The organism is Pseudoclavibacter sp. CFCC 14310 (genome assembly GCF_008831165.1).
Taxonomy (GTDB): domain Bacteria; phylum Actinomycetota; class Actinomycetes; order Actinomycetales; family Microbacteriaceae; genus Pseudoclavibacter_A.
The window spans coordinates 464,443-478,448 of record NZ_WBKC01000002.1 but is presented as its reverse complement, the minus strand read 5'-3'; the positions used below and the strand labels follow the sequence as shown (position 1 = coordinate 478,448).

At 65.9% G+C, this 14,006-nt stretch carries 13 protein-coding genes; 6 read left to right on the top strand and 7 right to left on the bottom strand.

The genetic code is table 11. From position 1 onward, the window contains the following. The first annotated feature begins 158 nt into the window (after nucleotides 1-158). The gene (locus F8O06_RS06010; protein WP_158037992.1) at nucleotides 159-1,070 is read left to right on the top strand and encodes a sulfurtransferase; all 912 of its coding nucleotides are present in this window, start codon (nucleotides 159-161) and stop codon (nucleotides 1,068-1,070) included. 89 nt (nucleotides 1,071-1,159) lie between these two features. Beyond that, nucleotides 1,160-1,657, top strand: coding sequence for a SufE family protein (locus F8O06_RS06005; protein ID WP_158037991.1), 498 nt, complete (start codon nucleotides 1,160-1,162; stop codon nucleotides 1,655-1,657). Nucleotides 1,658-1,663: 6 nt separating this feature from the next. On the opposite strand, the gene F8O06_RS06000 is transcribed toward F8O06_RS06005, so the two are convergent. After that, on the bottom strand, nucleotides 1,664-3,034 hold the full coding sequence (locus tag F8O06_RS06000; RefSeq protein WP_158037990.1) for an alpha/beta hydrolase family protein: 1,371 nt from the start codon (nucleotides 3,032-3,034) through the stop codon (nucleotides 1,664-1,666). A 63-nt stretch (nucleotides 3,035-3,097) separates the two neighbouring features. Here F8O06_RS06000 and F8O06_RS05995 point away from each other — a divergent pair, with 63 nt between their 5' ends. Both F8O06_RS05995 and F8O06_RS05990 read left to right on the top strand, forming a co-directional pair. After that, nucleotides 3,098-3,697 carry a DUF3000 family protein gene (locus tag F8O06_RS05995; RefSeq protein ID WP_158037989.1) on the top strand — a complete coding sequence of 200 codons (600 nt, stop codon included), beginning with the start codon at nucleotides 3,098-3,100 and terminating at the stop codon, nucleotides 3,695-3,697. 20 nt (nucleotides 3,698-3,717) lie between these two features. Continuing rightward, nucleotides 3,718-4,938 (top strand): HRDC domain-containing protein, encoded by a 1,221-nt coding sequence (locus F8O06_RS05990; protein ID WP_225733417.1) that lies wholly within the window; start codon nucleotides 3,718-3,720, stop codon nucleotides 4,936-4,938. Between the two features lie 23 nt (nucleotides 4,939-4,961). Here the strand turns inward: F8O06_RS05990 and dxs are convergent, their stop codons facing one another. From dxs to dut, 5 genes are all read right to left on the bottom strand, one after another. Further along, a complete protein-coding gene (gene dxs, locus F8O06_RS05985; protein ID WP_158037988.1) occupies nucleotides 4,962-7,004 on the bottom strand; it encodes a 1-deoxy-D-xylulose-5-phosphate synthase in 2,043 nt (680 codons plus the stop codon). 162 nt (nucleotides 7,005-7,166) lie between these two features. Next, nucleotides 7,167-9,851, bottom strand: coding sequence for an aconitate hydratase AcnA (gene acnA / locus F8O06_RS05980; RefSeq protein WP_158037987.1), 2,685 nt, complete (start codon nucleotides 9,849-9,851; stop codon nucleotides 7,167-7,169). Between the two features lie 90 nt (nucleotides 9,852-9,941). After that, nucleotides 9,942-10,631 carry a DUF3159 domain-containing protein gene (locus tag F8O06_RS05975; RefSeq protein ID WP_158037986.1) on the bottom strand — a complete coding sequence of 230 codons (690 nt, stop codon included), beginning with the start codon at nucleotides 10,629-10,631 and terminating at the stop codon, nucleotides 9,942-9,944. Further along, nucleotides 10,624-11,349, bottom strand: coding sequence for a DUF3710 domain-containing protein (locus F8O06_RS05970; protein WP_158037985.1), 726 nt, complete (start codon nucleotides 11,347-11,349; stop codon nucleotides 10,624-10,626). Before F8O06_RS05970 ends, F8O06_RS05975 begins: the two co-directional genes overlap by 8 nt. Nucleotides 11,350-11,395: 46 nt before the next feature. Next, complete coding sequence (gene dut / locus F8O06_RS05965) at nucleotides 11,396-11,824, bottom strand: dUTP diphosphatase (protein WP_158037984.1); 429 nt, start codon at nucleotides 11,822-11,824, stop codon at nucleotides 11,396-11,398. Nucleotides 11,825-11,882: 58 nt separating this feature from the next. Here dut and F8O06_RS05960 point away from each other — a divergent pair, with 58 nt between their 5' ends. Continuing rightward, nucleotides 11,883-12,356 carry a DUF3093 domain-containing protein gene (locus tag F8O06_RS05960; RefSeq protein ID WP_158037983.1) on the top strand — a complete coding sequence of 158 codons (474 nt, stop codon included), beginning with the start codon at nucleotides 11,883-11,885 and terminating at the stop codon, nucleotides 12,354-12,356. Here the strand turns inward: F8O06_RS05960 and F8O06_RS05955 are convergent. Then, nucleotides 12,311-12,601 carry a DUF4193 family protein gene (locus F8O06_RS05955; protein WP_158031456.1) on the bottom strand — a complete coding sequence of 97 codons (291 nt, stop codon included), beginning with the start codon at nucleotides 12,599-12,601 and terminating at the stop codon, nucleotides 12,311-12,313. The two genes, F8O06_RS05960 and F8O06_RS05955, sit on opposite strands and share 46 nt — an antisense overlap. Before the next feature lie 145 nt (nucleotides 12,602-12,746). On the opposite strand from F8O06_RS05955, the gene sepH reads away from it, so the two are divergent. Further along, nucleotides 12,747-13,988 carry a septation protein SepH gene (gene sepH / locus F8O06_RS05950; protein ID WP_158037982.1) on the top strand — a complete coding sequence of 414 codons (1,242 nt, stop codon included), beginning with the start codon at nucleotides 12,747-12,749 and terminating at the stop codon, nucleotides 13,986-13,988. Nucleotides 13,989-14,006: the final 18 nt, after the last annotated feature.

Sequence of the window (14,006 nt, the reverse complement as noted above, 5' to 3'; positions counted from 1 at the left end):
GGGTTCGTGGGGCGGCTCGTGCAGACATGAGCGACGACGGTGTGCACTTGCCGCCACATGACCTGCTGTTGCGGAACGCTGCCGCAGGCGAGTCGGGTGCAGTATCGTGATCGACATCACCGAGACTCGAACGAGTCGAGGCAACGAAGGAGAACATCATGACTGTCGCCGTCGACTCGTCAGATCCGAAGACCGCAGGCTACGCGCATCCTGAGCGCCTGGTCACCACCGAGTGGCTCGCCGAACATCTGGGCGAACCGGGACTCGTCGTCGTCGAGAGCGACGAAGACGTGCTGCTCTACGAGACCGGGCACATCCCCGGTGCGGTCAAGATCGACTGGCACACCGATCTCAACGACCCGGTCGTGCGCGACTACGTCGACGGCGAGGGCTTCGCGAAGCTGCTCAGCGAGAAGGGCATCGACCGCGATGACACGGTCGTGATCTACGGTGACAAGAACAACTGGTGGGCGGCCTATGCACTCTGGGTGTTCACGCTCTTCGGCCACGAAGATGTGCGTCTGCTCAACGGCAGCCGCTCGAAATGGATCGCCGAGGGACGCGATCTGACTCGCGAGGTTCGCCCGCGCACCCCGACCGCCTATCCGGTGGTCCCACGGGAAGATGCGCCAATCCGTGCGTATCGTGACGACGTGCTTGCCGCGATCGGCGTCGAGCACCTGATCGACGTGCGCTCGACACCCGAATACCTCGGTGAGCGCACCACAGCTCCGGACTACCCCGAAGAAGGGGCGCTTCGGGCCGGCCACATTCCCACCGCGCAGAGCGTGCCCTGGGCGAAGGCCGTCGACGATGACGGCACCTTCAAGACTGCCGACGAGCTGCGTGCAATCTACGAGACGGGTGGCGCCGGTCTGCACGAGGGCGATGACGTGATCGTGTACTGCCGCATCGGCGAACGGTCGAGCCACACCTGGTTCGTGCTGAAGTATCTGCTCGGCTTCGAGAACGTGCGCAACTACGACGGCTCGTGGACTGAATGGGGCTCAGCGGTGCGCGTGCCGGTGGTGACCGGAGCAGAACCCGGCACCGCTCCCGTCAGCCGCTGAACCGTCTGCAGAGCAGAGAGTCGGTCATGGGCTGCGGCAGATCCTCCGGCCCGGGGCACGACGCCCGCCGCAGCGTAGACTCGTCGTCCATGAGCACCTCCGACTCCCCCTCGTCACACCTGTTTGACGCACCCCATGAGCTCGATGCGCAGCATCTGCCGCCCCGGCTCATCGAGACGGCCGAGGATTTCAACGCCCTCGGTGAGCGAGACCGGCTGCAGCTGCTGCTGGAGTTTGCCGACGAGCTGCCCGAGCTGCCCGAACGCTACCGCGACGATCCTGATCTGCTTGAGCCCGTGCCCGAGTGCCAGTCTCCCGTCTTTCTGAAGGTCGACGTCGACGGAGACACGGTGCACCCACACGTCACGGCTCCACGCGAGGCACCGACCACCCGCGGATTCGCCTCGATTCTGGTCCACGGCCTCGACGGTGAGAGCGTGCAGCAGGTACTCGACGTACCCAGCGACTACCCGTTCGAACTCGGTCTCGCTCGAGCGGTGTCACCGCTGCGTCTGCGCGGCATGACCGGAATCCTTGAGCGCATCAAGGCCCAGGTTCGGCGCCGGATCGCTGAGCGAGACGCCTGACGACGCTCAGCGGCGCCGGGCACGCGGCGTGCCAGCCGCGGTCGGGGCCAGACGCTCGGTCAGCCAGTCCGTCACGCTGGTCTCCCACAGTTCGCGATCGTGGTTCCACAGTTTGCAGTGTCGAGCCGTCTTGAACGGCACGAAGGTCACCAGATCTGGGCGTGCTGCGGCCAGCTCCCGTGACGGGCCGCTCGGCACGAACCCGTCGTCGTCGCTGTGCATGAGCAGCACCGGTTTGCGCAGCTCTCCCGCCCGTGCGACCCAGTTCAGCGCGTCGAGGTCGATGGGGCTCTGCAGCCCTGTCGCAGGCGTGGCCCAGCGTCGGCCCAAAAGGGTCAGTGCGAACTCGCGCACCGGGGCCGGCACGCTGGACGCATCCGCCTGATATGCCAGGGCGTCGCCCCAGTCGACGACCGGTGAGTCGAGGAGCACTCCCCCGATGCGTCGGGCGTGCCGGGTTCTGGCCAGAGTCTGGAGCACGATGGCTCCTCCCATCGACCAGCCGAAGAGAAAGACCTTCTTCGCACCGTGCGAGAGCGCATAGTCGATCGCCGCCTCGACGTCCTCCCACTCAGTCTCGCCGAGGGCATAGCGGTTGTCTGCGCTGGGCGTCGCCTCGCCGTCGTTGCGATAGCTCACGACCAGCGACGTCAGGCCGAGCTGCTGCACCGCGCCGAGACCGCGGACGACCTCTGGTCGAGCCGAGGCACGCCCGTGCACATGGATGACCCATGTCTGTGATCGGTCGGCACCGGATTCGGCGGTCTCCGTCGGCGGTTCGCTCGCTTCGGCCGGATGTGCCGATGCAGCTTCGTCGACGTCGTCAGGCCGGTCGACGGCGTAGACCGGGCGGCCGCTGGGCTCATGCGAGACCAGCCAGGCGGGGTTCGGGCCGAGTGGGCCGTCGATGAGCACGTTCTGGGCATCGAAACCGGCCGACTCCGGCGTCAGCCAGACCCACCCGTTGACACGTCCGCGACGCACGCGACCGTCGAGCACACCGAAGTCGACGCGCAGCACGCGCCGCGTGATGCTGTCCCACGTCTGATCGACGATCTCGCCGATGACGGCATGCCCGCGACCTTCGTCGAACCAGAAGCTGTACTCGCCCGGCACGCCGGCCAGCCTGGAGTCCCGAGTCGACTTGAGGGTGATCAAGAGACCGTCCGCATCCGACCAGACCGCTTGGACGCTGACGTCTTCGGTGCGACGCCTCGGCGGCATCACCACTTCGCGGGCGACATGCGCGCTCGCGGCGGCTCCGGCAGCCATCACGGCTGCCGCCGCACCGGTCACACCGGCCACCACACCCAGCAGCGAGAGCCCCCTGCCGGAGCGCTGCGGGGCCTCTGAACGGTTGTCTCTGTGCTCGGGCATGTGATCCTCTCCAGCGCGGCGAGTCTGACGCCAGTCTGCCTTCGGTCATTTTAGTCTGCTTGCGTGACCGAAGTGCGCAGAGACGATGAGATGAGCCCGGAGTTCGCAAACCTCCTGCGCGAGCTCTCGGCTGTGCGCCACCGCTCTGACATCGTGCTCGAACGCATCGACGCTCCGTCGCACATCGCACCCGAGGCCGTCGCCTTCGCCGTCGAGGTCGACGCCAAGTCGACCTTCGTGCACTCGCGCGCCAGCGCACGCTTCGTGCTGCTGCACAACCCAGAGCCGCCAGAGGGCTGGGGGTCGACACTGCGCGTGATCTCCTATCTCAAGGCGCCGCTCGAGGCCGATCTCGGCCTCGATCCGTTCGTTGCGGGCGTGGTCTGGTCCTGGCTCGAAGACGGACTCCATCAGCAGCAGGCGCGCTATCACAGCATCTCGGGCACGGTTACCAAGACGATCAACTCCGGTTTCGGCGCGCTGAGCACCGAGACCGACGGAACAGAGATCGAACTGCGGGCCTCATGGTCGGCTGAGGTCGATCAGCCGGTGACTCCCCACCTGCTCGCCTGGATCGATCTGATCAGCGAAGCGGCGAGCCTGCCTCCGGTGCCGGGCGAGATCTCGGTGCTTCTTCCCACTCTCACTGACACGCACTCGTAGGCGAAAGGCTTTTCCACACTGTGAACGTCGAAGACCATCCCTCACATCTCGTCGTGCAGCCGGCAGACGGCATTCCACCGGTTGTGGCGACGCCCAGAGGGCTTGAGCAGGCGATGCGCCGACTCGAGGGAGCTGACGGTCCGCTTGCACTCGACACCGAACGCGCGAGCGGCTTCCGCTATCACGACAACGCCTATCTGGTGCAGATGCGTCGCGGCGACGAGCCCGCGGTGCTGCTCGACCCGGTCGCCTTCGACGGCGAGGCCATGGCCGAGCTGCAGAGCGTCATCGGGCGACAGGAGTGGGTGCTGCACGCGGCGACCCAAGACCTGCCTTCGCTGCATGAGCTCGGGCTCTCTCCCGCCGCGCTCTTCGACACCGAGCTGGGTGCGAGACTGCTGAATCTGCCGCATGTCGGACTCGGCGGTCTGCTCGACGACCTCTTCGGCATCCATCTGAAGAAGGAGCACTCGGCAGCCGACTGGTCACGACGCCCACTGCCTGAGGAATGGCTCGCCTACGCCGCCCTCGACGTCGAGTATCTCGTCGAGCTGAGAGACGAGGTCGAACGTCTTCTGACCGATCAGGGCAAGCTCGAGATCGCTCGGCAGGAATTCGCCGCCGAGATGGACTTCGAACCGCGGCAGAAGCCGGGCGAGCCCTGGCGTCGCACCAGCGGGATCACAGCTGCGCGCACGCCGCGGCAGCTGCGCATCGTGCGCGAGCTCTGGAACGAACGCGATGCGCTGGCTCGGCAGCGCGATCTCTCGCCGCACCGGCTCATCCCCGATCGCGCCATCATGGCCGCGGCGACCAACGCAGTGCGCAACGAGCATGAGCTGCTGGCTCTGCGCGAGTTCAACGGGCGCGGCGCCCATTCCGAGCTGAGACACTGGTGGGCGGCCGTGCAGCGCGCGCGAGCCAGCCAAGAGCCCATCAGCGTGCGCGTGCCGCATGAGGGCGTGCCCCATCATCGCTCCTGGGGTCGGCAGCACCCGGAGGCCGATCAGCGTCTGCGCACAGCCAGGTCGGCCCTGATCGAGATCGCCCAGGCTCACGATCTGCCGGTCGAGAACCTGCTGCAGCCCCGAGTGCTTCGTGAACTCGCTTGGGAGACCTCGGAGCCGATCGACGCTGCCGAAGTCGCCGCACGGCTTGCAGAACTCGGTGCCCGGCCCTGGCAGACCGAGCTCACCGCGGCACCGATCGCAGAGGCTTTCCGCGAGGCCGCCTCAGCGTAGCCGCGACATCGCCTCAGTCGGGCTCAGAGCCCGTCGGAGGCCGCACGGTGATCGGTGACGTCGAAGTCGGTGGCATCTGGAAAGCCGTCATGGCGGGCTCCGCGAGCGTTGGGCACACGCGTGCCGAGCACCATCTGGATGACCTGCTCGGTGATAGCCGCCGCGTCGAGCCCCGAGTCGTGCAGCAGCTGGTCGCGGGTCGCGTGCGGGAAGAACTCATCAGGCAGGCCGAACTCAGTGAGTCCCGTGTCGATGCCGGCATCACGCATGTCCTGACGGATGCGGGTGCCGATGCCTCCGGTGCGCAGGCCGTCTTCGATGGTGACGACCAGTCGGTGTCTGGCCGCCCGCGTGAGCACCGTGTGCGGCACCGGCACGACCCACCGAGGATCGATCACGGTCGTGCCGATGCCCTGTTCGTGCAGCCGACGCGCGACGTCGAGGGCGACGGGTGCCATCGCGCCGATCGAGACGATGAGCACATCGCGGCTCGTCGATCGAAAGAGCACGTCGACGCCGTCTGTCGAGCGGCTGAGAGCGGGCAGCGGTTCGTTCACAGTGCCCTTCGGGTATCGCAGCACAGTCGGAGCGTCTGAGACGTCGAGGGCCTCTCCGAGCTCTTCGCGCAGCGTCGCGGCGTCGCGAGGCGCGGCGATGCGGATGCCGGGCACCAGCTGCAGCGTCGAGAGATCCCACTGCCCGTTGTGGCTGGCGCCGTCGGGGCCGGTCACGCCTGCCCGGTCGAGGACGAAGGTGACGCCGGCGCGGTGCAGTGCGACGTCCATGAGCACCTGATCGAAGGCGCGATTGAGGAAGGTCGCGTAGAGCGCGACGACCGGGTGCGCGCCGCCGAACGCCAGGCCGGCGGCTGAGGCCACCGCGTGCTCTTCGGCGATGCCCACGTCGATGACCCGATCGGGGAAGGCCTGCGACATCGCGTCGAGACCGACCGGCAGCCGCATCGCTGCGGTGATGCCCACGACCTCGGGACGTCGGCGCGCCTGCTCGAGCATCTCGTCCGAGAAGACGGCCGTCCAGGTGATCGACTTCACCGTCGAGATCGGCTGACCGGTGTCGGGGTCGATGCGACCGACCGCATGGAACTGGTCGGCCTTGTCAGCGCGTGCAGGCTCGTAGCCGTGCCCCTTCTGTGTGACCGCATGCACGATCACCGGGTGGCCGAAGCGCTTCGCCTGACGCAGGGCGACCTCCATCGCCTCGATGTCGTGACCGTCGACCGGGCCGATGTACTTGATGTCCAGGTTCGAGAAGAGGGCGTAGTCCTCGCCGCTCTGCGCCCGCAACAGGCCGTAGAGACCGCCGCGCACGCTGTTGAAGAGAAAACGGCCGGGGCGTCCGAGGCGATAGAAGAACCGACGGCTGGCCTTGTAGGCGCGGTCGTAGCCGCCATGTGTGCGCAGCTCGTTCATGTAGCGAGCCATGCCGCCGATCGTCGGAGCATACGAACGTCCGTTGTCGTTGACCACGATCACCAGATGGCGGTCGTTCTGATCTGAGATGTTGTTGATGGCCTCCCAGACCATGCCGCCGGTCAGAGCGCCGTCGCCGATCACTGCCACCACGGTGCGATCCGTCTCGCCGCGCAGCGTGAGCGCGCGTGAGATGCCGTCTGCCCATGACAGCGATGACGAAGCGTGCGAGCTCTCCACGATGTCGTGCGGGCTCTCGGAACGCTGCGGGTAGCCCGCGAGACCGCCCCGTTGGCGAAGATGGGCGAAGTCGTGGCGACCGGTGAGGAGTTTGTGCACATACGACTGATGTCCGGTGTCGAAGACGATGGGATCATGCGGCGAGTCGAAGACCCGGTGCAGCGCGATGGTGATCTCGACGACGCCGAGGTTCGGCCCGAGATGACCTCCGGTGCGTGCGACGGAAGTGATCAGAAACGCACGGATCTCGTCGGCGAGATCGCGCAGCTGTGCGGCCGACAGCCGGTCGAGGTCGCTCGGCCCGTGGATGCCGGCGAGCAGACCGGCGGAGGCGTCCGGCCCCGCCTCGTGAGCCGGGGTCGAGGATGATCGTTCGATGTCGCTGTGCTCTGCCATGCCGATGGTGACCTCTCAGTGCTTTGACTCATGCTACGTGCTGCGACTGTGCGAAAGGGCTCGCGCCACTCGGTTGGAGTGGCGCGAGCCCTTTCGTCGGAATCTCCGCAGCCCTCTGTGTCACCTCGACGGTGACGTTCAGGGCCTCAGTGGCAGTTCAGGCTACGCAGCGAGCTGACGCAGCACGTACTGCAGGATGCCTCCGTTGCGGTAGTAGTTCGCCTCACCGGGGGTGTCGATGCGAACGACGGCCTCGAATGTCACCGGTTCTTTGCCCGCAGCAGAGAACTCGCTGGGAGCCGCTGTCACCGTGACCGTCGCCGGCGTCTCACCGTCGTTGAGGCGTTCGATGCCCGAGAAAGAGAAGATCTCAGTGCCGTCGATGCCGAGTGACTCGTACGACTCCCCTGCCGGGAACTGCAGCGGGATGACGCCCATGCCGATCAGGTTCGAACGGTGGATGCGTTCGAAGCTCTCAGCGATGACCGCCTTGACGCCCAGCAGGCGCGTGCCCTTCGCAGCCCAGTCACGGCTGGAGCCCGTGCCGTACTCCTTGCCGGCAAGCACGACCAGCGGGGTCTGGGCCTTCTGATAGTTCTCTGCGGCATCGTAGATGAACGACTGCGGGCCGCCCTCCTGCGTGAAGTCGCGAGTGTACCCACCCTCGACTCCGTCGAGCAGCAGGTTCTTGAGACGGATGTTCGCGAACGTGCCGCGGATCATCACCTCGTGGTTGCCTCGACGCGAGCCCAGCGAGTTGAAGCTGCGGCGGTCGACGCCCTTGCTCAGCAGGTACTTGCCGGCCGGGGTGTCTGCCTTGATCGAACCTGCGGGCGAGATGTGGTCGGTGGTGACCGAGTCACCGAGCTTCGCCAGCACACGAGCACCCGTGATGTCCGCCACCGGCTCCGGGTCTTTCGACATGCCGTCGAAGTACGGAGGGTTGCGCACATAGGTCGAGTCGTCGTCCCACTCGAAGAGCTTTCCTTCGGGAGTGGGCAGACCGCGCCACTTCTCGTCGCCCTCGAAGACCGAAGCGTACTTCGATGTGAACATGTCGCGGTCGATCGACGAATCGATCGTCTGCTGCACCTCTTCGGCCGTCGGCCAGATGTCTTTGAGGTACACATCGTTGCCGTCGGCGTCCTGGCCGAGCGGCTGTGTCTCGAAGTCGAAGTCCATCGTGCCGGCCAGTGCGTAGGCGATCACCAGCGGCGGGCTGGCGAGGTAGTTCATCTTGACGTCGGGGCTGATGCGGCCCTCGAAGTTGCGGTTGCCTGAGAGCACGGCGGTCACAGCCAGATCGTTCTCGTTGATCGCCTCGCTGATCGGTTCGGGCAGCGGGCCGGTGTTGCCGATGCAGACCGTGCAGCCATATCCGGTGGTGTAGAAGCCGACGCCCTCGAGGTACGGGGTGAGACCCGACTTGTCGTAGTAGTCGGTGACGACCTTCGAGCCGGGGGCCAGAGAGGTCTTGACCCAGGGCTTCTGCTCGAGGCCCTTCTCCACCGCCTTCTTGGCGACCAGGCCTGCGGCGATCATGACCGAGGGGTTCGAAGTGTTCGTGCACGAAGTGATGGCGGCGACCGCGACGGCGCCGTTCTTCAGATCGAAGTTCTGACCCGCGTACTCGACCGGAGCCTCGCTCGTCTCGCCAGCGTAGGTCGGCAGCGTCTTCTCGAACGACTGCTTCGACTCGCTCAGCTTGATGCGGTCCTGAGGGCGCTTCGGGCCGGCGATCGAGGGCACGACGGTCGACAGGTCGAGCTCCATGTACTCCGAGAAGTGCGGCTCGTGCTTCGGATCATGCCAGAGGCCCTGCTCTTTGGCGTAGGCCTCGACGAGGGCGACGCGCTCATCGCTGCGACCGGTCAGGCGCAGATAGTCGAGCGTCACGTCGTCGATCGGGAAGATCGCCGCAGTCGAGCCGAACTCGGGGCTCATGTTGCCGATGGTGGCGCGGTTCGCGAGCGGCACACTGGCCACTCCCTCGCCGTAGAATTCGACGAACTTGCCGACCACACCGTGTTCGCGGAGCATCTCAGTGATGGTGAGCACGACGTCGGTCGCCGTCACGCCGGCGGGGATCTCGCCGCTCAGCTTGAAGCCGACCACGCGCGGAATGAGCATGGAGACCGGCTGCCCCAGCATGGCCGCCTCGGCTTCGATGCCGCCGACGCCCCAGCCCAGCACGCCGATGCCGTTCACCATGGTGGTGTGCGAGTCGGTGCCGACGCAGGTGTCAGGGTAGGCCTGAACAGTGCCGTCTTCGAGATGCTTGTCGAAGACCACGCGGGCGAGGTACTCGATGTTCACCTGGTGGATGATGCCGGTGCCCGGCGGAACCACCTTGAAGTTGTCGAATGCCTGCTGCCCCCAGCGCAGGAACTGATAGCGTTCGCCGTTGCGCTCGTACTCGATCTCGACGTTGCGCTGCACGGCGTCTGACTGACCGAAGACGTCGACGATGACGGAGTGGTCGATCACGAGCTCTGCGGGAGCAAGCGGGTTGATCTTGGTCGGATCGCCGCCCAGGTTCTTCATGGCCTCACGCATCGTCGTCAGATCGACGATGCAGGGAACACCGGTGAAGTCCTGCATGACCACGCGAGCCGGGGTGAACTGGATCTCGGTGTCAGGCTGAGCATTGGGATCCCAGCTGCCGAGCGCCTTGATGTGTTCGGCAGTGATGTTGGCACCGTCTTCGGTGCGCAGCAGGTTTTCGAGCAACACCTTCAGGCTGTACGGCAGCACCTCATGGCCGGGGACTGTGTCCAACCGGTAAATCTCGTAGTCCTGGCCGCCGACGGTCAGTGTGTCGCGAGCACCGAAACTGTTTACGGACATGCTGCCCCTCTCATCATTGAAATTCTTCTTTAGAATGATCCGATTCACAGTGCGAATTCCAGTAAGGATGCCCTCACTTATTGTCGATGATCACTGTTGTGCGTCGGAATTCGTGTTGACAGGCGCGCCATCGCCATCCGCGATCTCGTCGAGGGCGACGATGACCGGCCGCAGCAGCAGCCAGGTCAGCAGTGCTCCGACCGCGAGCAGTGGCAGCCCCATGGCGAGCTTCACGACGCCCAGCGCGACGATGTCGTCGTCGGCGCGCGACTGCAGATAGAGCGGCAGCTGAACGGCAAGACGCAGCACGGCGATGGCGGCCCAGACGCCGGTCGCCAGCGCGCCCGCTCGCAGCAGCAGCCGATTCTCGTGCGCCAGCGAAACATCCCCGCGCAGCGCACCGACGGCGAGACCGACCAGCGGCCGGCGCACCAACAGCGAGACGAGCAGGGCCAACGCGCTGACCGCATTGATGATCAGCCCGGGAAGATAGTTCTCTGAGGCGCGGCCGGTGACCAGAGCGAACACCGCCCCCAGCGCCACGCCGAAGAGACCGGAGAGCGCCGACTGCAGCGACTCGTGGCGGGCCAGGCGCCAGATCACGAAGACCGCCACCAGCACGAGGCTGGCGCCGACCGCCCAGGCCAGCTGTCGGGTGATCGTCTGAATCAGGATGAAGACGACGCCGGGCAGCACCGACTCGGCCAGGCCACGCACGCCGCCGAGCGACGCCCAAACGGTCTTCGCGTCGAGTGTGTCCTGATCGAGCAGCTCACGCATTCGCAGGCACGGAGTCTGCGGCGTTCTGCTGCGGCAGACTCAGCGGCAGCAGCTCGCGCGGTGCACGAGGTTCGGAGCCGCGGCGCACCACGATGGAGCGGAAGAGCGCGTTCACGCGTTCGGCGGTCTCTTCGTTGTCGAGACCTGTGCCGGAGACGACGCCGCGCAGGAACCAGCGCGGACCGTCGACGCCGAGAAAACGCACGACCTGAGTGCCCTCCGGCGTCTGCACCGCGGCGTGCACCTCGAGGCCGAGCTCTCCCTGGAACTCACGGTGGGCGGCCTTCTGCGCACCGAGCTGCTGGGTGATCTGCTCGCGCACTTCGTGCCACAGACCTTCGCTGCGCGGCGCGGCGAACGCCTGCACCTGCAGCTGGGTGCCCTCGTCTTCGAATGTGACGGCCACCGGTCGCTTGGAGGGCTCTTCCACCTCGACGCGGATGGTGAGTCCTGGTCTGGGCGGCAGCAGAATCGATCCGAAGTCGATCAGCGGCTGAGACGCGGTGAACTCGCCGAAGTCGAACGGACCCTGCTCGTCACGACCTTCGAGCAGCTCTTTCGGTTCGGCGAGCTCGTCAGCGTCTGACACGTCTGACGACTCGTCGGCCACATCCGCGCTCTGGTCTTCATCAGACTCACGCACGGCATCCTCTGTGTCGACTGCGTCTGCGTTCTGCTGGTCGTCGTGCCGATCGGCACGTGACTTTCTTCCGAACACGTTCGGATCCTTTCAGTTCAAATGGCCTACGAGGTGAAACGGGTGCTCAGACCCCGGTCGAGCCGAAACCCTGTGAGGCTCTCGCGCTGCCGGGCAGACGCTCGACCTCGACGAACTCCACACGCTCGAAACGCTGCACGACGAGCTGAGCGATGCGATCACCCGGTCTGACGTCGAAGTCCTGGTCTGACGTGTTGAGCAGAATGACTTTGATCTCGCCACGATAGCCCGCATCGATGGTGCCTGGTGCGTTGAGCACTGTGATTCCGCTGTGCAGGGCGAGGCCGCTGCGGGGATGCACCAGCCCGACGCAGCCCTCGGGCAGGGCGATCGACAGGCCGGTGCCGATGACTGCCCTCTGTCTGGCCGGCACGGTCGCCGATTCGTTGGCGCAGAGGTCTGCTCCTGCGTCTCCGGGACGTGCGTAAACGGGCGCGGCTGCTCCGGCGAAGAGCACCTGGACGTTAGAATTCACGGTGTCCAGCCTACATGCCCGTGTGCGTGTGGGTCAGCGTATGAAGAACCGGTGACTGATGATTTATCGAGAACGTCTGCGACCTCATGGTGGGGCCTATATCGCGCTGCTGCTGATAATCCCCGCCTTCGCGACGGTCTTCTACAAGGTGAGCCCCGTGACCGGGTTCATCGTCGGCCCGGTGCTCTTCGTGCTCTTCGCCGCCATCAGCTGGCTGGCCTCTCCCCTGATCACGCTGGCCTCCGACCGCCTGACGGTCGGTCGCGCGAGCATCCCGGTCGCGGCTCTGGGCGATCCCGTGGTCTACCGCAGAGGCGACGCAGCCCTCGAACAGATTCGCGGGCAGCTCGACATGCGCGCGTTCGTAGCCTTCAGAGGCGGGGTGGACCTCATCCGGATTCCAGTGATCGACCCCGAGGATCCGACACCGTACTGGCTGATCGGATCACGGCATGCGGATGAGCTGGCCGCCGAGATCCGACTGGCTCAGGCCGCGCAGTCCTTGCAGACCGGCCCGAGCGAGCTCTCGTGATCGAACTGCGTGCGGTGCTTCACCAGAAAGCACTCCACACACGTGAACTCGTTCTCCTGAGGAGGCAGCACGACGACGTCGAGCTCGGCGTCTGACAGATCGGGTCCGTCGGCAAGCGCGTACTCGCTGGTGTCGTTCTCGTCATCGGCAGTCGTCTTCGGCTTCGACGGGATGCTCTGCTTCAGCGCGTCGAGCGAGTCGGATTCGTCCTCTTGGCGCCGAGGCGCGTCGTAGTCTGTGGCCATGTCTGTGTCCGTTCTGCTTGCTGTGGCGCAGATAGCATGCATCATTGTCTGACGTTTCGCAAACCGTGCGATTCGATTTGGCTCCGGCACGACGCCGCAGAAAACACGGCAAGCCTGCAGACCTCCGGCCTGCGCAGGTGGCAAGATGTCAGGGACAGTGATGAGAGACCGCGAGGAGGCCATGGTGCGCGAGCTGAAATTCGTCGGAACCGAGGACGATCGGCTGCTGCTGGTCGATCCCCAGGGCGAGCAGTTCGCCGTGCCGGTGACGCCCGAGCTGAGACAGGCGATTCGGGTGCGACGCGCCCTTCCCTCTGCGGCGCCACGCAGCGCGCTGCCGGCGCCTCGAGATGTGCAGCAGCTGCTGCGCTCCGGGCTCACCAGTGAGCAGGTCGCCGATCACTTCGGCGTCGAGGCAGAGTACATCGCCAAGTTCGAGGCTCCTGTGATCGCCGAGCTGGAACACATGGTCGACATGGCTCAAGAGGTTCCGCTGCACTTCAACGAAGAGGGCGCAGAGACGTCGACCTTCGGCCACATCATCGCCCACCGATTGGTCAACCGCGGTGCAGAGCACACCATGTGGTCGAGCTGGCGCGAAGACGACGGCCGATGGACCGTTCAGGTCGCGTACACCGCTGACGACGCCGATCGAGCCGCACGCTGGTTCTTCGATCCTCGCCGTCGCCAGCTGACCCCGGCGAACGAAGAGGCCGACCAGCTCTCAAGCGCACAGGATCTCGAGCCGGTGAAACCGGTGCGGCTGCGCCTGGTCGATGCGGCGACGACTGTCGACACCTTTCCGCTCGAGAGCGCCGATGAGGAGGACGCCGCCGCTGCGGCGCCTGCATCGGCTCAGATCCCTGACCCGACCACGGCACGAGCTGACGGAGCTCGACTGTGGGAGAACGCCATACGCAACCGCCACGGTCAGCATGAAGATCGCTCCGAGGCAGACGACTCAGCGTCTGCGCATGACTCCACGAGCGACGCGCAGGCTCGACTCGGCCGAGAGGGACGCAGTGATCGACTTGGTCGGTCGGAGCGTGTGGCACCGACGGATCACGTCGGGCGTAATGCTGCTGACGGACTTCGCGGCGAACGCCCGAAAGTGCACAGTGAGACCGAAGACCTGCTGCAGGCGCTGCGGCGTCGCCACGACGCCGACAAGAAGCCCGAGGCCGAAGAGACGGCTGGGCTGCGTCCGTCGTCGCAGACGCGTCTGCACGTCGTTCCAGAGCAGTTGCCCGAGCCCTCCGCGTCGTCCGACGATCAGGCTGATCACACCGCTGCCGCTCCCGACGCAGGCGCCCCGCGCAAGGGCCGGCCGAGTCTGCCGAGCTGGGACGAGATCGTGTTCGGCACCAAGCCGCACGACGAGAAGTAGTCTCGGGCGCCGCAGACG

Excerpts from the sequence above, each read along its gene's own strand:
- F8O06_RS06010 (WP_158037992.1), top strand. The coding sequence starts at position 159 with ATGACTGTCGCCGTCGACTCGTCAGATCCGAAGACCGCAGGCTACGCG.
- F8O06_RS06005 (WP_158037991.1), top strand. The coding sequence starts at position 1,160 with ATGAGCACCTCCGACTCCCCCTCGTCACACCTGTTTGACGCACCCCAT.
- F8O06_RS06000 (WP_158037990.1), bottom strand. The coding sequence starts at position 3,034 with ATGCCCGAGCACAGAGACAACCGTTCAGAGGCCCCGCAGCGCTCCGGC.
- dxs (WP_158037988.1), bottom strand. The coding sequence starts at position 7,004 with ATGGCAGAGCACAGCGACATCGAACGATCATCCTCGACCCCGGCTCAC.
- acnA (WP_158037987.1), bottom strand. The coding sequence starts at position 9,851 with ATGTCCGTAAACAGTTTCGGTGCTCGCGACACACTGACCGTCGGCGGC.
- F8O06_RS05975 (WP_158037986.1), bottom strand. The coding sequence starts at position 10,631 with ATGCGTGAGCTGCTCGATCAGGACACACTCGACGCGAAGACCGTTTGG.
- F8O06_RS05960 (WP_158037983.1), top strand. The coding sequence starts at position 11,883 with ATGATTTATCGAGAACGTCTGCGACCTCATGGTGGGGCCTATATCGCG.
- F8O06_RS05955 (WP_158031456.1), bottom strand. The coding sequence starts at position 12,601 with ATGGCCACAGACTACGACGCGCCTCGGCGCCAAGAGGACGAATCCGAC.
- sepH (WP_158037982.1), top strand. The coding sequence starts at position 12,747 with ATGTCAGGGACAGTGATGAGAGACCGCGAGGAGGCCATGGTGCGCGAG.